Below are 26,740 nucleotides of genomic sequence, written 5' to 3' on the forward strand. Positions count from 1 at the left end.
CGGAGAGGAGTCGTCGATGTCGGAGCGCACCCCGATCCTCTCGACCACCGACCGCGGCGCGAGGATGACCGAGCTCGCGCCGGGGCAGCCGGTCGGACGGGTGCGCGCCGGTCACGTGCTGCTCCTGCTGATCGGGGCCGCGGCCTGGGCGGCCGCGGCCTCGGTGCCGTACGCGGCGTTGCTCGGGCTGGCACCGAGCCACGACCTGTACATGGCGATGGGCAGCCCCTGGGCGGTCGGGGCCGCGGCGGTGACCGCCTTCGTCGCGGCGACGATCACCGCCACGCTGCACGGGCAGCTCCGCGAGACGTTCGGGCAGAGCCGGGTCGCCGGCCTGTTCTCCGGACTGTCGGTGCTCCTCGGGCTGTGCGGGAGCGCCATCGGCTGGACGGTGGCCGGCTACGCCGCCGAGCCGACGCCGGCGTTCGACCTGGACCGCATCGCGACCTCGCCGGAGATCCCGCGCGAGCTCGGCGTACTCGCCGGCGCCCTGGTCACGCTGCTCACCCTCCTGCTCCTTGCCCGGCTCGCTCTGGCCGTGCCGCACGCGCGGGCCAGGCAGGTGACCATCGAGCGGCTGCGGCGGACCGGCACGCGGTACGAGGGAACCATCGCCGCGCGCGTGTTCCTGCAGTCCTGGCTCTGGGACCTGCCGCAGTTCACGGTGCAGGTGAGCTACGCCGACCGCCGGGTCGTGACGGTGTACATGCGCACCGACCCGCCCCGCGTCCCCGTCCTCGGCTCGCCGGTCGTCGTGCTGGCCGACTCCGCCGGCGCCGTCCACGTCGAGTTCGACCCGGACACGCCGCTCACGTTCGAGACGGAGTACCAGAAGTACGTCCCGTCCGAGGGCTAGATCGCGGCCCAGGTCCAGGGCCGCGGCACATCGCCGCGCAGGCACGCGATCCGGTGCCGGGCCTGCGCCGACGCGTCCGCGCTGACGGCGGCCTTGCTCAGCGCGAACGTGGTCCAGCGCAGCTCCTGGATGTCGGCGAGCGTGCGGAACCACGGTGCGCCCACGACGTCGTAGCCACCGTAGGCGTCGACGAACGCGCGGTAGTCCGCGGCGTCGAGCCGGGCGAAGTCGGCGTGGTCGACGGCGATCTGGATCAGGTCCCAGTCGCGGTGGCCGAGAGCGACCGCCTCCAGGTCCAGCAGCACCGGTGGGCCGTCGGCGGGCACGGCGACGTTGCCTTGCCAGGCGTCGCCATGGATGACCTGCGGCGGGCCGGGCAGGTCCAGCCGCGCGTACCGGCGCCGCAGCTCGGCCAGGTGGCCGCGCAGCCAGGCCCGGTCGCCGTCCGCGAGGCCGGCGGCGGCGCCGATGCGGTCGTCGAGGTGGGCGAACGGCTCGTAGAGCGGCAGCGCGAGGCCGTCCGGCGGCGCCAGCGCGTGCACGGCTCGCAGGACGGTGGCCAGTTCGGCCGGCTCGGCTGGGCGGTGCGGCGGCAGTTCCCGCCACCAGGTCACCGGCCGCCCGTCGATCACCACCGGTTGCGCGACGTCGTCCAGCGCCTCGACGGCGGCGACGCCGTTGCGGCGCAGCCACGCCGACACCCGCACCTCGCGCAGCGCCGTGTCCTCCCGTCCGGGCCGGCCGATCCGGGCCACGACCTGCCCGGGCAGCCGGTACATGACGTTGGCGCCGTCGCGGATGAGCGTCGCGCCGCCGGCGGCCAGGCCCGCGATGTGTGCGGCGGCGTCGAGTACGGCGCGGGCCCGGTCCGGTCCCGCCGTCACGGCGCCGCGAGCTCGGCGATGTCCGCGCGCAGGTCGGCGACGTCGCCGACGCGGGTGTGCGGCCGGGCCGCGTCGGCGAGCCGGCCCAGCTCGGCCAGCAGCCGGCGCGACCGCAGCGGAGCCGCCTCGGCGACCGCCCGGCGGCCGATAGCGGCGGCCTCGCGCGGGTCGCCAGCCGTCATCGTCAACGTGGCCAGGCGGATCCGGGAGAACGCCCGCGACCGCGGGTAGTCGTCGCGGTGCGCCTCGATCGCCGTCCGCAGCCGCGGCGCGGCGACCTCGGGCCGGTCGCCCGCGAGCGCGAGCGGGATCAGCGCCTTCCCGGTGCTGCCCTCGTGCTCGGCCGCGTCGTAGTAGCACAGCCACGGCGGGTCGCCGGCGGGATCGCGCTCGGCGAAGTGCGCGTCGGCACGCTCGATGTCGGCCAGCGCCTCGGCCGGCCGGCCCATGACGGCCAGCAGCCGCGCCCGCAGCGTCGACATCATCGCCCGGGCCGTCGCCGACACCCGGTCCGGCCGGGACCGCGCGGACTCGATCATCGCCAGGGCGCCGTCCAGGTCGCCCAGGTGCGCCGCCTTCCGGGACATCTCCGCCAGCGTGTTGGCCCGCAACGCCCAGGACCCTCCCTCGTCCGCGCACCAGAGCGCGAACTCGAAGCACTGGTCGGCCGCGCGGTAGGCGGCGATGTCGAACGCCGAGTACGCGACGACGCCGCCCAGGTTGCCGACCGCCTCGTGCATCGCGTTCCGGACCTCGTCGCTGCCCCGGGCGTCCAGCAGCCGGGCGGCCCAGCGCAGCTGCGCCATGCCGGACTCGCAGGACAGCCCGCCGCCGAAGAGGTTCTCCGACGCGGCGACCGCACGCACGGCGGCGCGCACCTGCTCGACGTCGGCCCAGCCGATCCGGGTGGGCGCCGGGCTGTCGATCGAGATGCCGGCCAGGAACCGGCCGGCCCGCGACGGCGTGGTGCGGCCCCGAGGCGTCGGATGGAAGCCGAGGTCGGCGTCCTTGGCCACGCCGAGCACCGCGCGCAGCGCCTCGCGGTACGGAGCGCTGGGCCAGCCGATCGCGCCGCGCTCGTACCGCGCGACGGTGTGGGCGTCGAGCGAGTAGCGCCGTCCGGTGGTGCGCCACAGGTACTCGTTGACGGCCTCGGCCAGCTCGCCGCGGCTCAGCCCGGTGCCGGGACGCGCCGGCGACGGCCGCGACTCGCGCAGCGCGCGCAGCTTGCTGTTCGACGTCGGCACCGGCATCCCTCCTGCGCCGACAGTACCGGGAGCCGGGGGCACGGCCGCCAGATCGCCCCGCAGGATGCCCTCCCCGGCGGCCCGGAGGTCCCCGACGCTGGACCCCGTGGTCGGCCGGATCGGGGTGCCCTCCTACCCCCGGTCCGGTTCGACCGGCCACCGGACGGAGCAGAGATGACCGAGACGCGAACCGAGCGGGTGCGCGGCCCGCACCAGTGGGCCGGTGCCGCGCCGTGGCTGTACGCCAAGGTCTACGGCCGCCCGGACCGGCAGGCCGAGCTGCTCACCGACCACCTGCCCGCCCTGCTGGCCGCGTGGGACGAGCCGCCCGTGTGGTGGTTCAGCCGCTACCGCGACCCGGAGCCGCACCTGCGGCTGCGCATCGCACTGGCCGGCGGCGACGGCGCCGCCTACAGCCTCGCCGCGCGGCGGGTCGGCAGCTGGGCCGCGTCGCTGCGGGGCCTGGGCCTGCTCCGCGACGTCAGCTACGTCCCGCACCGGCCCGCGACCGGACGGTGGGGCGCCGGCCCCGCGCTCACGGCGGCGGAGGCCGTCTTCGCCGCCGACTCGCACGCCGCCGTCGTCCAGCTCACCGGCACGTCGCCCGAGCACCGCCGCGCGCTGACCGCCGCCAGTCTCGTCGCGATCGCCACCGGATTCAGCGGCGGCGCCACCGCCGGCCTGCGGTGGCTGATCGACCACGCGGGGCCCGGACCCGCGGCGCCGGAGCCACGACCCGTCCCCGCCGCGGCCGTCCGGCTGGCCGACCCGGCCGGCGACTGGGCGGCGCTGCGCTCGACGCCCGGCGGAGGCGCCGTCGCGCACGCGTGGGAGCTGCGCCGGCGAGCGCTGGTGGCCTATCGCGCGCAGTTGCGGCAGGCCGGCCGCCTCGACACCGGCCGCGTGCTCGCGGCCCTGCTGCATGCCCATCACCTGCGCGCGGCCGGCGCGGACCCGGCCGACCGGCGGGAGTCGCTGCGCCTGGCCCGCGCCGCCGCGCTGTTCTGGCGGCGCTGAGCAGCTCACCGCGCGTCGACGCGGCTGAGGGTGTAGCTGACGGCCCGGCGAGCCCGGTCGGTGGTGAGAGGCACGCACCGTCTCACCACCGCCGGGGCTCGCCTTCCGGACCGCGTCACTGGGTCGTGGCGCCCTCCACGCACTCGCCGACGCGCACCGGCGCGCCGTTCTCGATCTGGTACAGGTTCACCTGGCGGGTGCCGATGTGGTCGTCAGGCGTCAGCGTCACCGGGCAGGTGAGGCCGCCGGCGTCGAAGTCGGCGATCTTCTCCATGCCCTGCCGCAGCAGGTCGCCGGTGATCTCGCCGTCGCCGGCCAGCAGGTCGGCCTGGCGGATCGCCTCGGCCATGAGGTTCGCCATCACCAAGCCCTGGGCGTAGAGCGCCTCGTCGAAAAACTCCGGCGGCTCCTTGCCCTCGGACTCGAAGTACTCGCGCAGCTGGTCGTAGGCGTCCGGCGCGTCCGCGGCCAGGTTGGCCAGCGACGTGCCGGTGTAGCCCTCGGCGTCGGCGCCCGCGGTCTCCCAGACGTCGTCGGAGAAGCCCCACATGATGTTGTAGACCGGGGCGTCCAGCCCGACGGTGCGGAACGCGTTCAGCGCGAGCAGCGGGAACTTCGCGCCGCCGGACAGGAACACGTAGTCCGGCGCGGCCTCGTCGAAGCGCAGCGCCTGGGCGGCGAGGTCGGCGGTCGTGGGCGCCACGAACGTCTCGACGGCCACCTCGTTGCCGGCCGCGTCGGCGGCCGCCTTCACCGCGTCGCAGGACGCCTTGCCGGCCGGCGTGTCCCAGCACAGCGTGGCGAACGTGGGCGTGCCCTGCTCGCCCTTCGCCGCCCAGTCGTCGTTGGCGTGCTGGACCATGGCGGAGTACTGGGCCGGGTAGCTGGCGCCGCCCTGGAACTCGAACGGCGCGGCGGCGCCGTCGAGCGTCTCGGCCTGGCCGGTCCCGGTCGCGAGCATGACGATCTCGTCGGTCTGTGCCATCGGCCCCAGCGACTGCGCCTGGGCCAGGCCCATCGGGAAGAATCCGACGGCGCCGTCGCGCTTCAGCCGCGCGTACGCCGCGAGCGCCTTGGACACGTCGTACTGCGACTCGATCTCGATCAGCTCGACCTGGCGGCCGTTGATGCCGCCCTGCGCGTTGAGCATGTCGAACCAGTCGTCGATCGCGGTGCCGAGGTCGCGGCCGACGAGCGGGATCGGGCCGACCCGGTTGCCGATGGCGCCGATGACGACGCCTGGCTTGTCGCCGCCGTCGCCGGAGGTCTCGTTGTCGCCGTTCGCGGCGCAGGCCGATGCCGCCAGTCCGGCGACCAGGATGCAGGCGGCAAATCGCCCCGGTGTCCTTCGCTGCATGGTGCTCCCCTCACATCGTTGTGGGCGTGCCCCGCATGTGTGGCTGGCCGCATGCTAGCCATGCAACCAACTATCGGTCAATGGATATACGGGTGTCCAACTAACGACACAAAGTATTCGGTTGCCGGACTATCTGATGTCCTGCTAACGTCGCGACCACGGCACCGACCAGCTCGCAAGGAGGCGGCATGGACGCAGCACCCAGCGTGGGACGCGTCGGTGTGGTGCTGCCGAGCGTGAACACCGTCGTCGAGCCGTTCTTCGCGGCCACGCTCCCGGCCGGGCTGACGGTGCACGCCCAGCGCATGCCGATCGGGCCGGATGCCACGGCCGCGGCGGTGGAGCGGATGGACGCGCACGGCCGGGCCGCGGTGCGGGTGCTGGCCGACTGCCGGCCGGACGCGATCCTCTACGCGTGCACGGCCTCCGGGCTGGTCCGCGGCCGCGACCACGACCTCGCGGTGGTGCGGGAGCTGACCGAGCTCACCGGCATCCCGTGCCTTAGCGGCATCGACGCGGTCGTGCGGGCGCTGCGCGCGGTGGGCGCCCGGCGCCTGACCATCGCCTCGCCGTACGTGCCGGAGATCGACCACATGGAGGTCGCCTACTTCGAGTCGGCCGGCTTCACCGTCGCCGGCAGCCGCAGCCTCGGCATCGCCGACACGTACGAGCTGGCCACGCTCGCCTCGGCGGAGATCGCCGCCCTGGCCCGCGAAGCGTGGCAGCCGGGCAGCGACGCGCTGTACCTGGCCTGCCTCAACGTCCACTCCCACGAGGTGATCGCCGAGCTCGAGGCCGAGCTCGGCGTGCCCGTCGTCTCCGCCACCCAGGCCGCCCTGTGGGCCGTGCTGACCGAACTCGGCGTCACCGCCGCCGCGCCCGGCTACGGCCGGCTGCTCGCCGAAGGGGTCGCCACGTGATCGACGACTCGCTGCCGCTGTCCGAGACCGAGCGGGACATGGTCGCGATGACCCGCGACCTCGCCCGTGACGTCGTCGCCGCGCGGGCGGACGCGATCGCGGAGTCGCACGACTTCCCCTGGGACATCTACCGGACGTTCTGCGACCTCGGCCTGCTCGGGCTGCCGGTCCCCGCCGAGTACGGCGGCATCGGCGCCAGCGTCCTGCTGCAGTGCCTGATCGCCGAGGAGGTCGCGAAGGTCTGCTCGGTCAGCGCGTCGCTGATCGCAGGGCCGTCGCTGGCCAGCTACCCGATCGTGCTGGCCGGCACCGACGAGCAGAAGCAGCGCTACCTGCCGCGGCTGGCGACGGGCGAGCTGCAGGCGGCGTTCGCGCTCACCGAGCCGAACGCCGGCTCGGACAACGCGGCGATGGAGACCCGGGCGGTCCGCGACGGCGACGACTACGTCATCGACGGGCACAAGTGCTTCATCACCCGCGGCAACATCTCCGGCCTGCTCATGGTGTTCGCCAAGACCGACCCGGACGCGCCGAAGCTCTCCGGCATCAGCGGCTTCCTCGTCGAGCAGGACGTCGAGAACGGCACGCCCGGCATCGTCGTCGACCGGCTGGAGCGCAAGATGGGCCAGGAGGCGTCGCCGACGGTGGCCCTGACGTTCACCGGGCTGCGGGTGCCGGCCACGGCGATGCTCGGCGCGGAGAACGAGGGGATGCGCGCGCTGCGGGCGCTGCACAAGACCCGCCCGCTGGCCGCCGCCGTCGCGCTGGGCATCGGCACCGGCGCCTACGAGTACGCCCGCGACTACCTGCTGGAACGGCGGCAGTTCGGCCAGCCGATCGCGCAGTTCCAGGCGGTGCAGTTCATGGTCGCCGACATGGCGATCAAGCTCGAGGCGGCCCGCCGGCTGACCTACCACGCCGCGATCATGGCCGACGCCGGCACCGGCGGGCGGACGGCGGAGACCTCCGCCTCGATGGCGAAGGTGCTGGCCACCGACACCGCGATGGCCGTGACCACCGACGCCGTCCAGCTCCTCGGCGGCTACGGCTACATGAAGGACTTCCCGGTCGAGCGCCGGTTCCGCGCCGCGAAGCTCTACCAGATCGTCGAGGGCACCAACCAGATCCAGCGCCACATCATCGCCAACAACGTGTTGTTCCGGAGGTAGGGATGCAGGCAGAGGACAGCAGCCGGATCCAGTGGCGCACGGCCGTCGCGGACCCGCACACCGGCGACGACGTCGTCATCCGCGGCTACAGCCTGCTGGACCTGATCGACCACGTCGACTTCGTGTCCGGCATCTACCTGGTGCTGACCGGCGAGCTGCCCACCGAGCCGCGGCGCCGGATGCTCGACACGATGCTGGTATCGATCGTCGACCACGGCATCTCGCCGTCGTCGGCGGTGGCCCGCATGATCAGCGCCTCCGGGGTGCCGTTGCAGGCCAGCGTCGCCGGCGGGCTGCTGACGTTCGGCGACATCCACGGCGGCGCCGGCGAGGAGTTCGCCCGGTTCCTGTCCGAGACCGTCGCCGAGGTCGAGGCCGGCCCGACGACGCCGGAGGGCTGGACGGCCACGGCCGAGCGGATCGTCACCGGCCACCGGGCGGCGAAGCGGCGGATCCCGGGCTACGGCCATCCGCAGCATCCGAACGGCGACCCGCGCGCGCCGCGGCTGGTCGGCACCGCCGCCCGGCTCGGCGTCGCGGGGCCGCACGTGGCACTCGCGCTGGCGCTGGAGGCGGCGATCGAGCGGTCCGGCAGCCGGCGCATCCCGATGAACATCGACGGCGCACTGGGCTCGATCATGCTGGACATCGGCCTGGACTGGCGGCACGCCCGGGCCGTGTGCATGATCGCGCGCACCTGCGGGCTGGCGGCGCACGCCGTCGAGGAGACCGTGCGGGAGAGAGGCTGGCGCGGCATCCCGTTCGACACCGTCGACTACGACGGGCCCGCGCCGCGGCCGCTGCCCGGCCGGTACGTGACCGCGGCGGGTGGGGCCGCATGACGGCGACCCTGGACCCGGCGACAGACGCCGGCCTGGCCGGCGCGGCCGAGGCCGTCGCCGTCACCGCCCGCTGCGTCGACCTGGCCTTCCCGGCGGTGACGGGGCAGGGCACGGAGTTCGCCGTGGCCGAGTCGGCGATGGACGCGGTGACGGTGGACGCGCTGATCCGCGACGCCCGGGCCGCGCACGGCGACGTCGCCGTGCAGCAGGCGCAGGCGGCCCGGCTGCTGGCGGCGACGGCGGCCGAGCGGGCGGTCTCGACGCTGCGCCAGGTGGGCGGGGAGACGACGGAACCGGCCGCGTCCGCCGCCCGGCTGGCCGTCCACCCGACCCCGATCCACCAGGTGCGCAGCGCCATCGGCGCGGCCGTGCACGCGGGCCGGTTCCAGTACGACGCGACCACGCTGCCGCTGCCGCCGGAACTGGTATCGCTGCGCGCGCTGGTGCGCCGGTTCGTCACCGAGCAACTGCTGCCGCACGAGGCCCGGCTGAACGAGGACGGCGACCTGCCGGTGGAGCTGTGGGCGGAGCTGGAGCGGCGCGGCCGGGAGCTGGACCTCAACGCGCTCGGCCTGCCCGCCGAGCACGGCGGCATGGGGCTGGGCCTCGTCGGCCAGCTGGTGGCGGCGGAGGAGATGGGCCGGGTCGCCGTCGGCTTCCGGCACGTCGTCGGCACACCGCCCGGCTCGCTGCCGCTGGCGCGGCACGGCACGGCGGCGCAGCACGCCGCCTATCTGCGGCCGTGGCTGCGGGGCGAGCGCTGGGGCGCGTGGGCGACCACCGAGCCGGAGGCCGGCTCGGACCTGGCGGCGATCAGGACGGTCGCGGTCCGCGACGGCGACGGCTGGCGGATCGACGGCGCCAAGCACTTCATCACCGGCCTGGACCGGGCCGACTTCGTCATCACGTTCGCCAAGACCGATCCGGACCGCGGGCTCAAGGGACTGACGGCGTTCCTGGTCGACCTGGACGCACCCGGTGTCGAGGTCGGCCGCGAGCAGCACATGATGGGCCGCGAAGGCCTGCACTCGTTCGAGCTGCGCTACGACGGCCTGCACGTCGGCGACGACGCGCGGCTGGGCGAGCCGGACGAGGGCTTCCGGCTGCTGATCGCCGACGTGAGCAGGATGCGGGTGCTGATGGCCGGGCACTGCCTGGGCGTCGCGGCCCGCCTGATCGACATCGCCGCCGACTGGGGCCGCGGCCGCGTGCAGTTCGGCCGGCCGATCGGCGAGTTCGAGGCGCTGCAGTGGTACCTGGCCGACTCCGCGGCCGAGCTGCTGGCCTGCCGCAGCTCCGCCTACCGGACGGCGATGGCGATCGACGCCGGTCAGCGCGCCCAGGCGGAGTCGGCGACGGTCAAGGCGTACGGGACGGAGCTGGCCTGCCGGGTGGCCGACCGGGCGATGCAGATCCTCGGCGGCACCGGCTACTGCACGGAACTACCCGTCGAGGCGCTGTACCGGGCGGTGCGGCTGTGGCGCATCGCCGAGGGCAGCTCGGAGATCCAGCGCATGCTGGTCGGCCGGCAGCTCGCCGCCGGCTGGCGACCGGAGGTGGGAGTCGCATGACCTGGCTCGGCGCGGACACGTACACGTACCACGAGGTGACCTTCGACGACGGCGTCCTGGTCGTGCGCTTCGACCAGCCCGAGGCGCTGAACCCGTTCACGCTGGCCTCGATGAACGAGCTCGCGCTGGCGCTCAACGCGGCGGCCCACAACCCCGACATCCGAGTGCTCGTGCTGACCGGCACCGGGCGGGCGTTCTCGGCCGGCGGCAACGCGAAGGCGATGGGCGAGCGCAAGGACGGCGGCAACGGCGCGCATCCGCTGGACCGGCCGCTGTGGAACGTCCCGACCATGAGCGTGGAGGAGCGGCTGCGCCACACCAAGCAGACCGGCCGCGAGCTGATGCTGGCGCTGCACCGGCTGGACAAGCCCACCATCGCGGCGGTCAACGGGCTGGCCGCGGGCGCCGGCATGGACATCAGCCTGGCCTGCGACATCAGGATCGCCGCCGCGGAGGCCCGGTTCGCCCAGATCTACGTGCGCCGCGGCCTGATCCCGTTCGACGGCGGCATGTTCTGGCTGCCCCGGCTGGTCGGGCTGAGCAAGGCGCTGGAGCTCATGTACACCGGCGACTGGGTCGACGCCGAGGAGGCGCTGCGGCTCGGCCTGGTCAGCGCCGTCCATCCGCAGGACGACCTGATGCCGCGCACGCTGGAGCTGGCCCGGCGGCTGGCGTCCGGTCCGCCGGCGGCGCTGGCCGCGATCAAGAACATCACCCGCCGGGCGCTGCAGCTGGACCTCCCGCAGACGATGGAGCTGACCTACGGCGCCGCGGAGTACCTGTTCCGGACCGCCGACCACGCCGAGGCGATGGCCGCGTACGCCGAGCGGCGCGACGCCGCCTACACGGGGTGGTGACCGGTGACCGTCGTCGTCGAACGCCGTGACCGGGTCGCCTGGGTGATCCTGGACCGGCCGGCCGTGCGCAACGCCGTCGACCTGCGGATGCGGGTGGAGCTGGCCGACGCGCTGGACCGGCTGGCCGGCGACGACGACCTGCACGCGCTCGTGCTGACCGGCCGGGGCGAGACGTTCTGCGCCGGTGGCGACCTGGCCGAGCTGGCGCAGCCGCGGACGCCGGCCGAGGCCGCGGACCGGATGGCGGCCGGCAACCGGATGATCGCGGCGCTGCACGGCTTCCCGGTCCCGACGGTCGCGGCCGTGCACGGCGCGGCGGCCGGCGCCGGCTGCGGCCTGGCGCTGGCCTGCGACCTCGTCTACGCCGCCGCGTCGGCCCGGTTCGTGCTCTCGTTCACCGGCCTGGGGCTGGCGCCCGACGCCGGCGCCAGCGTGCTGCTGCCGGCCCGGCTGGGTCCGGGCCGGACCAAGGAGCTGCTGCTGCTCGGCGGCACGCTGGACGCGGTCGACGCGGCTGGCGCCGGGCTGGTGGACCGGGTCGTGCCGGACGACCGCCTGCTCGCCGAGGTGGAGACGGTGGCGCGGACGTTGGCGGACCGGTCCCGGCCGGCGCTGGTGGCCACCAAACGCCTGGTCGACCGGCATGTGGACCTGGCCAGCGCGCTGGCCGCCGAGCTGGACGCCCAGGTCGCGCTGCTGGCCACGTCCGAGCATCGCGCCGCCCGCGACGCCTTCCTGGCCAGGAAGGGAGCCCGCACATGAGCGACTACACCGACATCAGGTACGAGCGGCGCGACGCCGCGGCGATCGTCACGATCGACCGGCCCGAGGTGATGAACGCGTTCCGGGCCGAGACCGTCGACGAGCTGGTCCACGCCCTCCGCGCGGCCGCCGCGGACCGGACCGTGGCCGCCGTCGTCATCACCGGGGCGGGCGAGAAGGCCTTCTGCACAGGCGGCGACCTGTCGACGAAGACCGACGCCGGCTACGCCGGGCCGCACGCCACGGGCATCGACATCGACACGTTCAACTACACGGTCCGCTCGCTGCCCAAGCCGGTGATCGCGGCGGTGAACGGCTACGCCATCGGCGGCGGCAACGTCCTGCAGGTCGTCTGCGACCTCACCATCGCCGCGGAGCACGCCGTCTTCGGCCAGGTCGGGCCGCGGGTCGGCAGCGTCGACCCCGGCTTCGGCACGTCGTACCTGGCCCGGCTGGTCGGCGAGAAGAAGGCGCGGGAGCTGTGGTTCCTGTGCAGGCGCTACAGCGCCGCCGAGGCGCTGGCGATGGGGCTGGTCAACGCCGTCGTGCCGGGCGAGGAGCTGATGGCCGAGGCGTTGCGCTGGTGCGCGGAGATCGCCGCGCTGAGCCCGACGGCGCTGCGGCTGGCCAAGCAGTCCTTCGCCGTCGACACCGAGATGATCGCGGCGATGAGCCGGTTCGCGGTGTCCACCGTCGACCTCTTCTACCGAACGGCCGAGGCCGAGGAGGGCTACCGCGCCTTCCGCGACCGCCGTGCCCCCGACTTCACCGACTACCGATGAGGCCGCCCATGACCGCCCTGCCGTCGTACGATCCCAGCCAGGACGACCTCGTCGCCGCCATCGCGGCGGTCGTCGTCGACATTCCGGCCGGGGGGACGGAACGATGGGACGCGGTGATCCTCTTCGAGGTCGCGACCGGCGAACGGTGGCATCTCAGCGTGTCCGCCGGCGTACCGGGCGTCGTCAGGGGCGGTCATCCGGCGCCGACGGTGGTGGTCGAGGCGACCCCCGAGGCGCTGCGCGAGGTGTTCCTCGACGGACGCGACATCACCCACCAGTTCGCACACGGCGGCATGCGGCTGCGGGCCGGCGACTACTACGACCTCATCTTCCTGAGCCGGGCCCTGGGCCGGCTCAAGCGCGAGCAGGGCAGGTCGCGATGAGGCGGGTCGCGGTCGTGGGCGTGGGACAGCTGCCGTTCCGCTCCCGGTACCCCGCCGACCGCTTCGACGAGCTGGCGATGATGGCCGCGAAACGGGCGCTGGCCGACGCCGGGCTGGTCGCCGGCGACGTCACGTCCGCGGTCTACTCGGTCTACAGCGAGCTGCTGATCCGGCAGGGCACGCCGGACGTGATGATCCACGACTACCTCGGGCTCAACGGCCGGCCCGGCCAGCGGGTCACCGCGGGCGCGGCGTCCGGCGGGTACGCGGTGAAGACGGCGTGGGCGGACGTGGCGTCCGGGTTCAGCGACGTCGTGCTCTGCCTCGGCGTGCAGAAGGCGCTCGACGTCGACGACCCGGAGACCGGACAGCGCGCCGACGCCGCGCTGGAGGCCGAGAGCATGACGCTGGACACCACCTGGCACCTGCCGTTCTCGCAGCAGCCGTGGGCGCTGCTGCTCACCGCCCACATGGACAAGTTCGGCGGGCCGACCGAGGAGCAGATCGCCCGGGTCGCGGTGAAGAACCGGGCCAACGCCGTCCGCAACCCGAACGCGCACCTGCGCCGGCCGGTCACCGTCGAGGAGGTGCTGGACTCCCGGCTCACCAACTGGCCCACCACGATGTTCGAGTCATGCCTGTACGGCGAGGCGGCCTCGGCCGTCGTGCTGGTGGCCGAGGAGCTCGTGCGGCCGGAGCAGCGGCCGGTGTGGATCACCGGCGTCGGCACCTGCCATCACAACTCGACCGACGAGATGAGCGCCGACGACGCCGGCCGGGTCTGGCCGCTGTACGGCGCCAGCCGGCAGGCCTACCGGATGGCCGGCGTCACCGACCCGCGGACCGAGCTGGACGTCGTCGAGCTGAACGACCTGGTGGCCGGGCTGGAGCTGATGAGCTACGCCGAGCTCGGGCTGTGCGCGCCCGGCGAGGGCGGCGCGCTGATCGACGAGGGGTTCACGGCGTTCGACGGCCCGCTGCCGGTGAACCCGTCCGGCGGGCGCATCGGCGCCGGGCACATCGCCGGCGTCTCGGGCATCTACAGCACCGGCGAGATCGTCCAGCAGCTGCGCGGCGAGGCCGGCGAGCGGCAGGTGCCGATCCGGGCCGGACGAGGGCTGGCCTGCATGGTCGGCGGGGCCGGGCTGGGCCTGGGCGCGGCCATCGTGCTGGAACGGGACGGCCGATGAGGGAGGTGGAGCCGATGACCACGACCGGGGTGGACCTTCCCGACGACGCGGTGGACGCCGACGACTGGTTCGAGGTCCCCGACGAGCTGCACTACTACTACTCCTACTCCTATGGCGGAGTCTCGCGGTTCTTCCGCGAGATCGTCGACAACCAGCGGCTGACGGTGACCCGGTGCGAGCTCTGCGACCGCGGCTACTGCCCCCCCCGCCGGGACTGCCCGCGCTGCTGGGAGCGGACGACGTGGCAGCCGCACCCGGGCACGGGCACAGTGGTGGCGCCGGTGTACTGCTACTGGACCCAGATCAACTCGCCGGTGCGCCGCTACGTCCAGCCGCCGTTCGTCTACGCGCTGGTCCGGCTCGACGGCATGACGAACGCGCTGCACACGCTGATCCACACCGACGACCTGCGGGTCAACCGGACGGTGCGGGTGGGCACCCGGGTCGAGGTCCGGTTCCGCGAGCAGCGACGCGGCACGCTGGCCGACGTCTACTTCGTGCCGGTGGAGCAGCCATGACCGCCGGCTACACCGGCCGGCGCACGCTGGGCGCGCTGCTGGACCACCGCGCGGCAGAGCGCGGCGACGCGACGTTCGTGTGGTGGCGCGACGAGCGGCTGTCCTACCGGGAGCTGGCCGACCGGGCGGCCCGGGCCTGCGGCGGCTTCGCCGAGCTGGGCGTCGGCGCCGGTGACGTCGTGGCGTTGCTGCTGGACAACGGGCCGGAGTTCCTCGCCGCCTGGTTCGGGCTGGCCCGGCTGGGCGCGGTCGAGGCGCCCGTCAACACCGCATACAAGGGCTGGCAGCTGGAGTCGGTGCTCGCCGAGACGGGCGCGGCGACGCTCGTCGTCGACGCGGCGCGGCTGCCGGCGGTGCTGCCGCTGCTGCCCCGGGTGCCGGGGATCCGCACCGTCGTGGTGGTGGGCGAGGCCGAGGCCGACGAGGCGGCCTCCGTCGCTCTCGTCCCGTGGACCGCGGTGGCGGCCGGGCCGAGCGTGCCCGAGGCCGAGGTCCGGCCGTCCGACCCGGTGGCGATCATGCTGACGTCCGGCACCACGTCGGCGTCGAAGGGCGTGCTGCTGTGCCACGAGCACGAGCTCACCGTCGCCGAGGTGATCGGCGGCCACCTGCGGATGGACGAGTCCGACGTCTTCTACAACTACTTCCCGCTGTTCCACAACGCCTCGCAGGCGATGATCACCCTGTCGGCGCTGCGCTTCGGCGCGTCGATGGTGCTGACCGACCGGTTCTCGGTGCGCCGGTTCTGGCCGGACGTCCAGCGGCACGGCTGCACGCTGTTCTTCTGCATGGGCCCGATGGTCGACTTCCTGCTCGCCGAGGCCGGCGCCGCGCCCGCCCGCGACGACCACACCCTGCGCATGGGCTGGGGCATCGGCTACGGCGAGAGCCAGGCGGCGCGGTTCGCCGAGCGCTTCGGGGTGCCGCTGCTCGGCGGCTACGGCGCCACCGAGATCGGCATGGTGACGCTGCACCCGCACGAGCGGCCCCGGCTGGAGACGGCCGGCACGCCGCTGCCGCACGCGGAGGTCCAGGTGGTCGACGCCGACGACCGTCCGCTGCCGGTCGGCGAGGTCGGCGAGATCGTCGTCCGCCCGCGCCGCCCCTACGTCACGACGCTCGGCTACCACAACCGCCCGGCCGAGACCGTGGCGCTCATGCGCAACTGCTGGGTGCACACCGGCGACGCCGGCCGGTTCGACGAGGAGGGCTATCTGCACTTCGTCGACCGGATCAAGGACGTGATCAGGCGGCGCGGCGAGAACATCTCCAGCTTCGAGATCGAGGCCGTGGTCACGCAGATCCCGGCCGTGCTGGAGTGCGCCGCGGTGGCCGTGCCGTCCGGGCACGGGCGGCACGACGACGAGGTGTACCTGGCCGTCGTCGCCGAGCCGGGACAGGAGCTGGACCCGGCCAAGGTGGTCGCGTACTGCGCCGACCAGCTGGCCTACTTCGCCGTCCCCCGCTACGTCGAGGTCTGGGACGAGCTGCCGAAGACGCCGACCGGGAAGATCCGCAAGACCGAGATCCGCGGCCGCGGCGTCGGGCCGCACACGTGGGATCGCAACCTCGGGGGGTCGCTGTGAATGGAGCACGGTTCGACGGCCGGGTGGTGCTGGTGGCCGGCGGCTCCGGCGGCGTGGGCGCCGCGACGGTGCGCCGGCTGGCGGCCGAGGGCGCCGACGTCGGCGTCCTCTACCGCTCCCGGGCCGAGGTCGCCGACGGGCTGGTGACGGAGGTCGAGAACGCCGGCCGGCGGGCCGTCGCCGTCCGGGCCGACCTCGCCGACCCGGACGAGGCCGGCGCGGCGGTGACGGAGGTGAGCGAGAAGCTCGGCGGGCTGGACGCTGTCGTGTCCACCGTCGGCGCCACCGCACACATGACGCCGTTCCTCGACGTCGACGACGAGCTGATCGACCGGACCATCGGCGCGGAGCTGAAGAGCGCCTTCCACTGCACCCGGGCCGCCCTGCCGGCGATGCTGGCGCGCGGGCGCGGCGCGTTCGTGTTCGTCGGCTCCGACTCGGGCAAGGTCGGTGCCAGCGGCGAGGCGATCTCCGCCGCCTGCCGCGGCGGGCTGATCGCGTTCGCCAAGTCGATCGCCCGGGAGTACGCGCGCTCCGGCGTGCGGGCGAACGTCGTCTGCCCGGGCCCGATCAACACGGAGCTGTGGCAGGGGCTGCTGGCGCGCGAGGACGAGCTGTCCCAGCGCCTGGCCGCGGGCCTGATCCGGGGCGTGCCGCTGAAGCGGGTGGCCGAGCCGGCAGAGGTGGCCGCGGCGGCGGTGTTCCTCGCCTCCGACGACGCCAGCTTCGTCACCGGCCAGGCGCTCAGCGCCAGCGGCGGCCTGACGATGAGCTGAGGGGGACCATCATGAGTGAGGTTGCTCCCGCCCTCCGGGTCCAGGACCTGTGCCTGTCCTTCGCCGGGGTCAAGACGCTGCAGTCGGTCTCCTTCGACGTGCCGACCGGCGCCCTGGCGTCCCTGATCGGGCCGAACGGCGCCGGCAAGACGTCGCTGGTCAACTGCCTGACCGGTTACTACCGGCCGGACTCGGGCCGGATCGAGGCGCTCGGCCGGAACCTCACCGGCCTGCGGCCGGACCGGGTGGCCCGGGCCGGGATCGTCCGCACCTACCAGAACGTCGGCCTGTTCGGCGGCCTGTCGGTCGCGGACAACCTGCTGGCCGGCCGGCACCTGCGGATGCGCTCCGGCCTGCTGGCCGGCGGCCTGTCGCTGCCCTGGTGCACGCGGGAGGAGCTGGCCGAGCGCGAGGTGGTCGAGGACCTGCTGGCGCTGCTCGAGATCGGCCACCTGCGCACCGTTCCGGCCGGACGGCTGCCGTACGGCCTGCAGAAGCGCGTCGAGCTGGGCCGCGCGCTGGCCATGGAGCCCGCGCTGCTGCTGCTCGACGAGCCGATGGCCGGCATGAACCTCGGCGAGAAACGCGACATGGTGCGGCTGATCCGCGGCGCGCGCGATCGCGGCGTCACCGTGCTGCTGATCGAGCACGACATGAGCGTCGTGATGGGCGTCTCCGACGTCGTCGCCGTGCTCGACTTCGGCCATCTCATCGCCTACGGGCCGCCGGACCAGGTGAGCCACGACCCCGCGGTGGTCGCGGCGTATCTCGGCGTGGACGACGCGGAGCCGGTCCGATGAGCGGGCCGCGGATCGGGCTGCGCCGCCAGGCGCGCGGCCTCTGGACCGAGGTGCCCCGCGCCGAGCTCGTCGCCGAGGCCCAGGCCAGTGGCGAACGGATGGCGGCGGCGCTGTCGCTCCGTCCCGGCGAGGACGTGCTGGCGGCCGAGTCGCCGGACTGGCCCGGCACGGCGGTCGTCCTCGCGGCCTGTCTGGCCGCAGGAGCCGTCGCCAACGTCCCCGAGTCGCCGGCCACGGCGGCCGCTGCCGCCCGGCAGCTGGCTCCGCAGGTGCTGGTGGCGGCGCCGTCGACCTGGGACGCGGCCGTCCACTCCGCCCGCGCCGAGATCGACCTCGCCCGCGGCGTGGGCGGCTGGGCGCTGCGGCAGGCCACGACGGCGACCCGATCCGGCCCACTGGGCCGGCTGGCCGGCGCGCTCGCCAGGAACCGGGTGCGGCGGCGGTTCGGCTGGCAGGTGGCGCGCGCCGCCGGTTCGCTCGGCGGCCCGCCGGAGCCGGCCACGGTCGAGTGGCTGGCGCTGTTCGGCCTCGCCGTCGTCACGCTGGACGAGGAGGCCGAGCGATGAACGTCCTGCCGCAACTGCTGCTCAACGGGGTGATCCTCGGCGCCCTCTACGCGCTGATCTCGGTCGGATTCGTGCTGGTCGTCAAGGGCAGCGGCGTCATCAACCTGGCGCAGGGCGAGCTGGTGCTGCTCGGCGGCTACGTCACCGCATGGCTGCTGGGCGAGCGCGGGCTGCCGGCCGTGGTCGCCGTGCCGGCGGCGATGCTGCTGATGGCCGCGGCCGGCCTGGTGGTCGAGCGCGTGGTCGTCCGCCCGCTGGAGAACCAGTCGATGCTGGCGCTGCTCATGGCCACGCTCGCGCTGGCCACGATCCTGCAGGGCCTGGTGCCGATCATCTTCGGCAGCGAGCCGCGCAGCATCCCGTCGCCGTTCAACGCCGCGCCGGTCTCGGTGGCCGGCCTGCAGGTGCCGCGGGTCAACGTGTGGTCGATGGGCATCGCGCTCGCGTTCATCGCGCTGGTGGCGGTGTTCTTCGCCACCACCCGCTACGGCCTGGCGATGCGGGCCGCCTCGGACCACCGGCTCGCCGCCCAGTCCCTGGGCATCCGGATCCGCCGGGTGAACGCGATCGCGTGGGCGATCGCCGGCGCCGCGGCGGCCTTCGGCGGCTTCGCGTGGGGATCGGTGCTGGGCGTCGACGCCGGCCTGGCGCTCGTGGGCATCTTCGTCTTCCCCGTGGTGATCCTCGGCGGCATCGACTCGCTGGCCGGCGTCGTCGTCGGCGGGCTGGTCGTCGGCATCGCCGAGAGCCTCGCCACCTGGTACGTGGACCCACTGGTCGGTGGCGGCTTCGGTCTGGTCGCCCCGCTGCTGCTGCTCATCGTCGTGCTGCTGGTCCGCCCCTACGGGCTGTTCGGCCGGCACGAGATCGGACGGGTGTGATGGCGACCACCGCGGTGCTGCGACCGCAGCTGCGCACGAGCTACCGGCAAGAGCGGTCCGCGCTGGCCAGCCGGGCTGGACGGACCCGCCTGGCGGTCGTCGCCGGTCTCTTCCTCGCCCTGCCGTACCTGGTCGGCGACTACTCGCTGGACCTGGTCAACCTGGTCGCGGTGGCGGCCGTGGCTTCGATCGGCGTGAACATCCTCACCGGCTACGCGGGTCAGCTGTCGGTGGGCCACGCGGCGTTCGCCGCGGTGGGCGCGTACGGCGCGGTGAACCTCGTTGGCCGGGCCGGGCTGCCGCTGTGGGCCGCCGTCGTCGTGGCGGCACTGATCGCGGGCTGCGCGTCGCTGGTCTTCGGGCTGGTCGCGGTGCGCATCCGCGGGCTGTACCTGGCCATCGCGACGCTGGCCGCGCAGTTCGTCATCGTGTGGGTGCTGAACCACTGGGAGTGGGTGACCGGCGGGACGCAGGTGGCCGCGTCGATCCCGGCCGAGCGGATCGGCCCGATCGACACCGGAACGGTCCAGGGGCGCTACTACCTCATCGTCGGCTTCCTGCTGATCTGCGTCGTCTTCGCCGCCAACCTGCTGCGGTCGCGCTGCGGGCGGGCGTTCGTGGCGATCCGCGACCACAGCCTGGCCGCGGCCGGCAGCGGGATCTCGGTCTTCCGCTACACGCTGCTCGCGTTCTTCGTGTCGTCCTGTTACGCCGGGCTGGCCGGCGCGCTGTTCGCGGTGAACGCGGGCGCCATCACGCCGGAGTTCTTCCCGCTCTCGCTGTCCATCAGCTACATCGCGATGATCATCATCGGCGGCGTCGGCACCATCGCCGGCGGGATCTGGGGTGCCGCGTTCGTCACGCTGCTGCCGGTCTTCCTCCGCGACGGGCTGCCGGTCCTGGGCATCGAGCTGACCTCGGAGCTGGTCGCCAACCTCCAGCTGGTGCTGTTCGGCGCGGCGATCCTGGTCTTCCTGGTGGCCGAGCCCGGCGGGCTGGTCCAGCTGGCCCGCCGGCTGCGCGACCGGGTCGCGCGCTGGCCGTACCGGACGCCGGCGCCGGACGCGTACCTGCTGGACGGCAACGAGAGGGGCAGCCGATGACCGCACTCGAGCTCGACCACGTCCAGGCGAGCTACGGCTCGCTCGCGCCGACGTTGCGTGACGTGTCGCTCACCGTCGCCGACGGCGAGGTGGTCGCCGTCCTGGGACCGAACGGTGCCGGCAAGACGACGATGCTGCGGGCCGTCTCCGGGCTGCTGGCCGGTGAGCGCGGGCGGGTGACGCACGGCGACCTGAGGTTCGCCGGCCGGTCGATCCGCGGCCTCGACCCGGGCATGATCGTGCGGCGCGGCATCGTCCAGGTGCTGGAGGGCCGGCAGGTCTTCCGGCACCTCACCGTCGAGCAGAACCTGCTGGCCGGCGGCCACACGGCCGGATCGCTGCGGTCGGCCCGGGCGGCGGCGCGGGAGATGTTCGAGCTGTTCCCGGCGTTGGCCGCGCTGCGCCGGTCCAAGGCCGACAACCTCTCCGGTGGCGAGCAGCAACTGCTCGCCGTCGCCCGCGCGCTGATGGCCCGGCCGCGGCTGCTGATCCTCGACGAGCCGTCGCTGGGACTCGCCCCGATCCGGGCGCGCGAGATCTTCGCCCTGGTGGCGCGCGTGAACCGGGAGCGCGGCGTGACGATCCTGCTGGTCGAGCAGAACGCCCGGGCGGCCCTGGCACTGGCCGACCGGGCGTACGTGCTGGAGGCCGGGACGGTGGTGCTGGCGGGCACGCCGGCGGAGCTGCGGGCGGACCCGCGGGTGTCGGCGGCGTACCTCGGGGTGGCCGGCGAGAACGCGTACCGCGAGATGGATGGACGCCCGATAGGCGAGTCTCCGACTTACCGTAGTCCGACCTTTCGTTAGGGTTGACCCGTGCCCAAGCGACCAGATCTTGCCGTTGACCCGATCGAAGAAGTGCGCCGTCAGTGGCGCGAACGAGCCTGGCCGGCGGCCGACGAGGTGCTCACCGTCGGCTCCATCATGCGGGTCCAGCAGATCCTCCTGCGCCGGCTCGAGGACACCCTCAAGCCGTACGACCTCACCTTCGCCCGGTTCGAGGCGCTGCTGCTGCTGCTGTTCAGCCAGCACGGGTCGCTGCCCCTGGGCAAGATGGGCGAGCGGCTGCTGGTGCACTCCACCAGCGTCACCAGCACGGTCGACCGGCTCGAGCGCCAGGGCTACGTGCAGCGGGTCGCGCACCCCACCGACCGCCGGGTCATCCTCGCCCAGATCACCGAACTGGGCCGCACCACCGCCCTGGAGGCCACCGAGAAGGTGGGCGCCGACCACTTCGGGCTGCCCGGCTGGTCCCGGGCGGACCTCGCCTCGCTGTCCGGCCTGCTGCGCCGGATCCGCGAGGAGAACGCGGACTTCGTGGAGGGCCGTCGTGACGCCGAATCGTCGTAACACCGAGTAGGAGGGCACCCCGTGCACGCAGCCGGTGAGGCATACGTCTTCGAGGCCATCAGAACGCCGCGCGGTCGCGGCAAGAGCACCGGCTCGCTGCACGAGGTCAAGCCCGTCGGGCTGGTCGTCGGCCTGGTCGAGGAGCTGCGCCGGCGCCATCCCGGCCTCGACGAGGAGCTGATCGACGACGTCGTGCTCGGCTGCGTCACGGCGATCGGCGAACAGGGCATGGACATCGCCCGCAGCGTCGCCCTTCTCGCCGGGCTGCCGGACACCGCCGGCGGCATCCAGGTGAACCGGTTCTGCTCCAGCGGCCTCGACGCGGTCAACCAGGCGGCACAGCGGGTCCGCTCCGGCTGGGAGGACCTGATCCTGGCCGGCGGCGTCGAGTCGATGTCCCGGGTGCCGATCGGCAGCGACGGCGGCGCCTGGGCGATGGACCCGGAGACGGCGTTCGCCGGCGGTTACGTGCCGCAGGGCGTCAGCGCCGACCTCGTCGCCACGCTGGGCGGCTGGACCCGGGCCGACGTCGACGCGTACGCCGTCGAGTCGCAGGCGCGAGCGGCGAAGGCGCAGGCCAACGGCCACTTCGCCCAGTCCGTCGTGCCGGTGACCGACCGCAACGGGCTGACCATCCTGGACCACGACGAGTTCCTCCGGCCCGGCACCACGGCCGAGTCGCTGGCGGCGCTGCGGCCATCGTTCGCGGCGCTCGGGGAGCAGGGCTTCGACGCGGTGGCGCTGGAGCGGTACCCGTCGGTGGAGCGGATCGACCACGTCCACCACGCGGGGAACTCGTCGGGCATCGTCGACGGCGCTGCGCTCGTGGTGGTCGGCTCGCAGCGGGTCGCCGACGAATGCGGGCTCACGCCGCGGGCCCGGATCGTCGCCACCGCCGTCTCCGGCGCGGAGCCCACGCTCATGCTGGCCGGTCCCGCGCCGGCCGCCCGCAAGGCGCTGGCACGGGCCGGGCTGGCGGCCGGCGACATCGACCTGTTCGAGGTGAACGAGGCGTTCGCGGCGGTGGTGCTGCGGTTCATGCGCGAGCTCGGGGCGCCGCACGATGCGGTCAACGTCAACGGCGGCGCGATCGCGCTGGGCCATCCGCTGGGCGCCACCGGCGCGATGCTCGTCGGCACGCTGGTCGACGAGCTGGAACGGCGCCGGCTGCGACGCGGCCTGGTGGCGATGTGCGTCGGCGGCGGCATGGGCGTCGCCACAATCGTGGAGCGGGTCGCGTGATCGGCTACGAGCGCGGCGACGACGGCGTCGTCGTGCTGACCCTCGACGATCCCGACGCGACCGTCACGACGATGCACGAGCGGTTCGACCGTGCGCTGCGCGCGGCCGTCGACCGGCTGGAGGCCGAGCGCGCCGACGTCACCGGTGTCATCGTGACCAGCGCGAAGACGACGTTCTGCGCGGGCGCCGACCTCGACCTGATGCTGACCGCCACCCGGGCGGACGCGGCCCGGATCTTCGCGCGGGTCGAGGGCGTCAAGGCCGACCTGCGCCGGCTGGAGCGGCTCGGCGTGCCGGTGGTCGCGGCCCTCAACGGGACCGCGCTGGGCGGCGGCCTGGAGATCGCGCTGGCCTGCCATCGGCGGCTGGTCGCGGACGTGCCCATGCGGCTGGGGCTGCCGGAGGTCTCGCTCGGGCTGCTGCCGGGGTTCGGCGGCCTCACCCGGACGGTGCGGATGCTCGGCCTGCAGCGGGCGCTGACGTCGGTGCTGCTGCCGGGTACCCGGTTCGACCCGGCCGGCGCGCTGGCGGCGGGACTCGTCGACGAGATCGTCCCGGCCGGCCGGCTGCTGGCGGCGGCGCGGCAGTGGATCGCGGCGCACCCGGACGCCGGGTCGCAGCCCTGGGACCGGCCGGGCTATCGGCTGCCCGGCGGCGCGCCGTCGTCGCCGGAGCTGGCCGCCGTGCTGCAGGTGCTGCCGGCCCGGCTGCGAACGAAGGCCAAGGGTGTGCCGGAGCTGAGCGCGAGGAACATCCTGAGCGCCGCCGTCGAGGGCGCCCATGTCGACGCCGGCACCGCCAGCCGGATCGAGACGCGCTACCTGGTCGAGCTGATCACCAGCCGGCTGTCCACGAACCTGGTCACGTTCTCCTTCGTCGACCGGCGGCGGGTCGACTCGGGCGCGGCCCGCCCGGCCGGGCCCCCGTCGCCGCCGGTGCGGAAGGTCGGCGTCCTCGGCGCCGGGATGATGGGCGCCGGCATCGCGCACGTCTGCGCACGCGCCGGGCTGGACGTCGTGCTGAAGGACGTCTCCCTGGACGGCGCCGTGGCGGGCCGGAGCCGCGCCGCGGCTTCCGACGAGGTGCTGGCCCGGATCCACCCGACCGCGGAAGCCGCCGACCTGGCCGGGTGCGACCTGGTGATCGAGGCGGTGTTCGAGGACCAGCGGCTCAAGCAGGCGGTGTTCGGCGAGATCGAGGACGTGGTGGCGCCGGACGCCCTGCTCTGCTCGAACACGTCGTCGTTACCGATCGGCGGCCTGGCCGCCGGGGTCCGCCGACCGGCGGACTTCGTCGGCATGCACTTCTTCTCCCCGGTCGAGCGGATGCCGCTGGTCGAGGTCATCGTCGGGAAGCAGACGTCGGACGCGGCGGTGGCGCGCGCCTACGACATGGCGCGGCGGCTGGGCAAGACGCCGATCGTCGTCAACGACTCGCGTGGCTTCTTCACCTCGCGGGTCTTCGCCGCCCTCGTGGTCGAGGCGGCCGCGATGGTGGGCGAGGGCGTCGACCCGGTGACGATCGAACGGGCGGCGACGCTGGCCGGCTTCCCCGCTCCCCCGCTGGCGATGACCGACGAGGTGTCGCTGGGCCTGCTGCGCCGGATCCGCGACGAGGCCCGGGCGGCCGGCGAGGGCCCCGGCCTCGGCTTCGCCGTCAGCCCCGGCATGGCCGTCGTCGACCGGATGGTGACCGAGTTCGGCCGGCCGGGGCGCGCGTCCGGCGCGGGCTTCTACGACTACCCCGGCGACGGGCCGAAGCGGCTGTGGCGTGGGCTGTGGTCGCACTACGCCCGGCCGGACCGGCCGGTCCCCGTCCGTGACCTGCAGGAACGCTTCACCTTCATCATGGCGCTGGAGACGGCGACGTGCCTGGCCGAAGGCGTGCTGCGGTCCGTGGCCGAGGCCAACGTGGGCTCGGTGCTCGGCATCGGGTTCCCCGCCCGCCACGGCGGGGCGCTCCAGTACGTCGCCGCCTACGACGGCGGCCCGGCCGGCTTCGCCGCCCGTGCCCGCGAGCTGGCCGCGGCGTACGGCGAGCGGTTCGAGCCGCCGCCGGAGCTGGCGGAGCTGGTGCGGCGCTGACCCGCGCGCGACGTCACGGACCGGGCCGCTCCTTCAGCCGCGGCAGCACCTCGGCGGCGTAGAAGTCGAAGAAGGCGTCCTGGTCCGGGCCGATCTGGTTGACGAAGACGTCGCCGTAGCCGGCGTCGAGGTACGCGCTGATCGCCTGGACGTGCCGGTCGGCGTCGGGGCCGCAGGCGTGGGAGTCGCCGATCTGCTCCGGTGTGACCATGCTGGACGCCTGCATCACGTGTTCCGGCGTCCGCAGCACCTGGCCGAGCTCGCCCGGGAGGCCCGCGTTGGGCCAGAACCGGTGTGCCGTGGCCGCGGCCTCGTCGGCGTCGGCGCCGTAGCAGACCTTCACCCCGCCCTGGACCGGCTTGCCGGCGCCGCCGGCCCGATGGAACGCGGCGACGAGGCCGGCGTCGGGGATGGTCGAGATGAGGCCGTCGCCGATGCGGCCGGCCAGCTCCGCCGCGCCCGGCGCGAACGCCGACACGTAGACCGGCGGTGGCGTGTCCGGCCTGGTGTAGATACGGGCGTGCTCGACCCGGTAGTGCTCGCCGGCCCGCGTGACGACCTCGCCCGTCCACAGCTCGCGCATGACCGCGACGGCCTCCTCGAGCATGGCCAGCCGGGTCTCCGCGAGCGGCCACGGCGCGCCCGTGACCTGCTCGTTGAGCGCCTCGCCGGTGCCGACGCCGAGCACGAACCGTCCGCCGTGCAGGACCGCGACCGTCGCCGCGGCCTGCGCGATGACGGCCGGATGGATCCGCACCGTCGGGCAGGTGACGGCGGTCGTGATCGGCAGGTCGGTCTCGCGCGACAGCGCGCCGATCACCGACCACACGAACGGGCTCTGCCCCTGCTGGTCGGTCCACGGATGGAAGTGGTCGGAGATCCACAGAGCCTCGAAGCCGGCCTCCTGCGCCCGCACGGCCTGCCGGATCAGCTCCCGCGGCGCCCAGTCCTCGCTGGCGAGGAAGTAGCCGAACGTCATGGCTGCGTCCGCGGCTCGGGCTCGATCGCGGCGTCATCGCCCTCCTCGGGGCCGGCCGGCCCGGCGCCCACGTGCTCGTGGATCCTGTCGATCTTCCGCTCGATCCGCTCCAGGTCCTCCGCGTCGGCCTGGAACAGCAGGTGCTTCGCGGCCAGCAGCAGGACGGCCTGGAACACCAGCTGCAGCCACTCGCTCTGCCAGTTCTCGAACGTCGAGGCGAAGAACGACGTCAGATAGTCCGACCAGGTGAACGGCTCGCCGTGGGTCTGCTGTTCGCTGCGGAACTCCGACAGCTGGGTGAAGAACTGGCCCAGCCACGACCCGAGGAACAACAGGATGAGCACGTACACCGCGCCCCAACGCCGCAGATTCCGCATGGTTGGCCTCCTCAGTCGGGCGTGACCTCGTCGCGCAGCTCGTCCTTGGACATCGAGGAGGTGCCGTCGACGCCGAGGTTGCGCGCCTGCTGGGCCAGCTCCGCGCGGGTGGCCTCGCCGGGCCGGTCGCCGAGGTGCTGCGCCCGGGCGGAGAGGAACGCCTCGCCCAGCTCGGCCCGGCGCTCGTCGCTGAGCCGCTGCCGCATGCCCGGCAGGACGGTGCTCTCCTCCTCCTCGACGTGGTGACCGACGGAGTCGACCAGCTCACGCAGCACCGACTCGTACTGCGGGTCGTCGGCGGCCATCCCGGCGAGCCGTTCGAGGATCGCCTCGGCCTCGGCGTGCTCCTCCTGGCTGTGCGCCACCTCTTCGGTCTCGCCGGCCTCGTCGCGGGCGACCGGGTACACCTCGGACTCCTCGGCCCGGCTGTGCGCCACCAGCAGCGCCATGACCTCCGTCACCGCCAGGTCCCGCTGCCCGGGATCGGTGCGCAGCAACTCGAACAGCCGCTCGATCTCCCGGTGGTCCTTCTCGATCAGGTCCACCACGTCACGACTCTCGGTCATCCTTCCCACCCTTTCTCGTCGGCTCGGGCTGGCCAGGACGTACCCCGGCTGCGACGGGCACATGCCTGGTCCGCGC

General features: G+C 74.0%; 28 protein-coding genes. 22 read left to right on the forward strand and 6 right to left on the reverse strand.

The features are described 5' to 3' along the window. Positions 1–16 precede the first annotated feature (16 nt). Positions 17–856 (forward strand): hypothetical protein, encoded by an 840-nt coding sequence (locus tag C1I92_RS12925; protein WP_111255071.1) that lies wholly within the window; start codon positions 17–19, stop codon positions 854–856. Here C1I92_RS12925 and C1I92_RS12930 read toward each other — a convergent pair. Both C1I92_RS12930 and C1I92_RS12935 read right to left on the reverse strand, forming a co-directional pair. Next, positions 853–1,740 carry a phosphotransferase gene (locus tag C1I92_RS12930; RefSeq protein WP_111255072.1) on the reverse strand — a complete coding sequence of 296 codons (888 nt, stop codon included), beginning with the start codon at positions 1,738–1,740 and terminating at the stop codon, positions 853–855. The genes C1I92_RS12925 and C1I92_RS12930 overlap by 4 nt on opposite strands. Then, positions 1,737–2,987, reverse strand: a complete 1,251-nt coding sequence (locus tag C1I92_RS12935; protein WP_199521186.1) for an NsdA family TPR-like regulatory protein — start codon at positions 2,985–2,987, stop codon at positions 1,737–1,739. The genes C1I92_RS12930 and C1I92_RS12935 overlap by 4 nt, the downstream gene beginning before the upstream one ends. Positions 2,988–3,161: 174 nt before the next feature. Between C1I92_RS12935 and C1I92_RS12940 the strand changes: the two genes are divergently transcribed. Then, on the forward strand, positions 3,162–4,004 hold the full coding sequence (locus tag C1I92_RS12940) for a thiopeptide-type bacteriocin biosynthesis protein (protein ID WP_111255073.1): 843 nt from the start codon (positions 3,162–3,164) through the stop codon (positions 4,002–4,004). Positions 4,005–4,119: 115 nt separating this feature from the next. Here C1I92_RS12940 and C1I92_RS12945 read toward each other — a convergent pair whose 3' ends face one another. Next, positions 4,120–5,361 carry an ABC transporter substrate-binding protein gene (locus C1I92_RS12945; protein WP_111255074.1) on the reverse strand — a complete coding sequence of 414 codons (1,242 nt, stop codon included), beginning with the start codon at positions 5,359–5,361 and terminating at the stop codon, positions 4,120–4,122. Between the two features lie 188 nt (positions 5,362–5,549). On the opposite strand from C1I92_RS12945, the gene C1I92_RS12950 reads away from it, so the two are divergent. The 20 genes from C1I92_RS12950 to C1I92_RS13040 are packed head-to-tail and all read left to right on the forward strand — an operon-like array spanning position 5,550 to position 24,742. Beyond that, positions 5,550–6,281 (forward strand): maleate cis-trans isomerase family protein, encoded by a 732-nt coding sequence (locus C1I92_RS12950; RefSeq protein ID WP_146605119.1) that lies wholly within the window; start codon positions 5,550–5,552, stop codon positions 6,279–6,281. After that, positions 6,278–7,450 (forward strand): acyl-CoA dehydrogenase family protein, encoded by a 1,173-nt coding sequence (locus C1I92_RS12955; protein WP_199521187.1) that lies wholly within the window; start codon positions 6,278–6,280, stop codon positions 7,448–7,450. Before C1I92_RS12950 ends, C1I92_RS12955 begins: the two co-directional genes overlap by 4 nt. A gap of 2 nt (positions 7,451–7,452) precedes the next feature. Then, a complete protein-coding gene (locus tag C1I92_RS12960) occupies positions 7,453–8,292 on the forward strand; it encodes a citryl-CoA lyase (RefSeq protein WP_111255076.1) in 840 nt (279 codons plus the stop codon). Beyond that, positions 8,289–9,863 (forward strand): acyl-CoA dehydrogenase family protein, encoded by a 1,575-nt coding sequence (locus tag C1I92_RS12965; RefSeq protein WP_111255077.1) that lies wholly within the window; start codon positions 8,289–8,291, stop codon positions 9,861–9,863. Before C1I92_RS12960 ends, C1I92_RS12965 begins: the two co-directional genes overlap by 4 nt. Beyond that, a complete protein-coding gene (locus C1I92_RS12970; protein WP_111255078.1) occupies positions 9,860–10,720 on the forward strand; it encodes an enoyl-CoA hydratase/isomerase family protein in 861 nt (286 codons plus the stop codon). Before C1I92_RS12965 ends, C1I92_RS12970 begins: the two co-directional genes overlap by 4 nt. Before the next feature lie 3 nt (positions 10,721–10,723). Continuing rightward, positions 10,724–11,482, forward strand: coding sequence for an enoyl-CoA hydratase/isomerase family protein (locus tag C1I92_RS12975; RefSeq protein ID WP_111255079.1), 759 nt, complete (start codon positions 10,724–10,726; stop codon positions 11,480–11,482). After that, complete coding sequence (locus tag C1I92_RS12980) at positions 11,479–12,264, forward strand: enoyl-CoA hydratase-related protein (protein WP_111255080.1); 786 nt, start codon at positions 11,479–11,481, stop codon at positions 12,262–12,264. The genes C1I92_RS12975 and C1I92_RS12980 overlap by 4 nt, the downstream gene beginning before the upstream one ends. An 8-nt stretch (positions 12,265–12,272) precedes the next feature. Continuing rightward, positions 12,273–12,647 (forward strand): hypothetical protein, encoded by a 375-nt coding sequence (locus tag C1I92_RS33780; RefSeq protein ID WP_158564108.1) that lies wholly within the window; start codon positions 12,273–12,275, stop codon positions 12,645–12,647. Then, a complete protein-coding gene (locus C1I92_RS12985; RefSeq protein WP_158564109.1) occupies positions 12,644–13,837 on the forward strand; it encodes a thiolase family protein in 1,194 nt (397 codons plus the stop codon). The genes C1I92_RS33780 and C1I92_RS12985 overlap by 4 nt, the downstream gene beginning before the upstream one ends. Positions 13,838–13,851: 14 nt before the next feature. After that, entirely contained in the window at positions 13,852–14,355 is a 504-nt protein-coding gene (locus C1I92_RS12990; RefSeq protein WP_158564110.1) for a Zn-ribbon domain-containing OB-fold protein, read from the forward strand. Next, a complete protein-coding gene (locus C1I92_RS12995) occupies positions 14,352–15,941 on the forward strand; it encodes an AMP-binding protein (protein WP_111255083.1) in 1,590 nt (529 codons plus the stop codon). The genes C1I92_RS12990 and C1I92_RS12995 overlap by 4 nt, the downstream gene beginning before the upstream one ends. Next, on the forward strand, positions 15,938–16,717 hold the full coding sequence (locus C1I92_RS13000) for an SDR family NAD(P)-dependent oxidoreductase (RefSeq protein ID WP_158564111.1): 780 nt from the start codon (positions 15,938–15,940) through the stop codon (positions 16,715–16,717). Before C1I92_RS12995 ends, C1I92_RS13000 begins: the two co-directional genes overlap by 4 nt. Positions 16,718–16,728: 11 nt before the next feature. Continuing rightward, positions 16,729–17,517 carry an ABC transporter ATP-binding protein gene (locus tag C1I92_RS13005; RefSeq protein ID WP_111255085.1) on the forward strand — a complete coding sequence of 263 codons (789 nt, stop codon included), beginning with the start codon at positions 16,729–16,731 and terminating at the stop codon, positions 17,515–17,517. Next, positions 17,514–18,083 carry a hypothetical protein gene (locus C1I92_RS13010; protein ID WP_111255086.1) on the forward strand — a complete coding sequence of 190 codons (570 nt, stop codon included), beginning with the start codon at positions 17,514–17,516 and terminating at the stop codon, positions 18,081–18,083. The genes C1I92_RS13005 and C1I92_RS13010 overlap by 4 nt, the downstream gene beginning before the upstream one ends. Continuing rightward, positions 18,080–18,964 (forward strand): branched-chain amino acid ABC transporter permease, encoded by an 885-nt coding sequence (locus C1I92_RS13015; protein ID WP_111255087.1) that lies wholly within the window; start codon positions 18,080–18,082, stop codon positions 18,962–18,964. Before C1I92_RS13010 ends, C1I92_RS13015 begins: the two co-directional genes overlap by 4 nt. Continuing rightward, positions 18,964–20,067, forward strand: a complete 1,104-nt coding sequence (locus C1I92_RS13020) for a branched-chain amino acid ABC transporter permease (RefSeq protein ID WP_111255088.1) — start codon at positions 18,964–18,966, stop codon at positions 20,065–20,067. Before C1I92_RS13015 ends, C1I92_RS13020 begins: the two co-directional genes overlap by 1 nt. Beyond that, on the forward strand, positions 20,064–20,873 hold the full coding sequence (locus tag C1I92_RS13025; protein WP_111255089.1) for an ABC transporter ATP-binding protein: 810 nt from the start codon (positions 20,064–20,066) through the stop codon (positions 20,871–20,873). The genes C1I92_RS13020 and C1I92_RS13025 overlap by 4 nt, the downstream gene beginning before the upstream one ends. A 9-nt stretch (positions 20,874–20,882) precedes the next feature. Continuing rightward, a complete protein-coding gene (locus C1I92_RS13030; RefSeq protein ID WP_233506955.1) occupies positions 20,883–21,416 on the forward strand; it encodes a MarR family winged helix-turn-helix transcriptional regulator in 534 nt (177 codons plus the stop codon). 21 nt (positions 21,417–21,437) lie between these two features. After that, entirely contained in the window at positions 21,438–22,658 is a 1,221-nt protein-coding gene (locus C1I92_RS13035; protein WP_111255090.1) for an acetyl-CoA C-acetyltransferase, read from the forward strand. Then, positions 22,655–24,742, forward strand: coding sequence for a 3-hydroxyacyl-CoA dehydrogenase NAD-binding domain-containing protein (locus C1I92_RS13040; RefSeq protein ID WP_111255091.1), 2,088 nt, complete (start codon positions 22,655–22,657; stop codon positions 24,740–24,742). The genes C1I92_RS13035 and C1I92_RS13040 overlap by 4 nt, the downstream gene beginning before the upstream one ends. 13 nt (positions 24,743–24,755) lie before the next feature. Here the strand turns inward: C1I92_RS13040 and C1I92_RS13045 are convergent, their stop codons facing one another. Genes C1I92_RS13045 through C1I92_RS13055 form a run of 3 tightly spaced genes read right to left on the reverse strand, consistent with a single transcriptional unit; the run spans position 24,756 to position 26,664 of the window. Further along, positions 24,756–25,721: a TIGR03557 family F420-dependent LLM class oxidoreductase gene (locus C1I92_RS13045; protein ID WP_111255092.1), complete on the reverse strand. Its 966-nt coding sequence runs from the start codon at positions 25,719–25,721 to the stop codon at positions 24,756–24,758. Further along, the gene (locus C1I92_RS13050) at positions 25,718–26,098 is read right to left on the reverse strand and encodes a DUF6766 family protein (protein WP_111255093.1); all 381 of its coding nucleotides are present in this window, start codon (positions 26,096–26,098) and stop codon (positions 25,718–25,720) included. Before C1I92_RS13050 ends, C1I92_RS13045 begins: the two co-directional genes overlap by 4 nt. An 11-nt stretch (positions 26,099–26,109) precedes the next feature. Then, the gene (locus tag C1I92_RS13055; protein WP_111255094.1) at positions 26,110–26,664 is read right to left on the reverse strand and encodes a hemerythrin domain-containing protein; all 555 of its coding nucleotides are present in this window, start codon (positions 26,662–26,664) and stop codon (positions 26,110–26,112) included. Positions 26,665–26,740 lie beyond the last annotated feature (76 nt).

Source organism: Jiangella anatolica (assembly GCF_003236295.1).
GTDB lineage: Bacteria > Actinomycetota > Actinomycetes > Jiangellales > Jiangellaceae > Jiangella > Jiangella anatolica.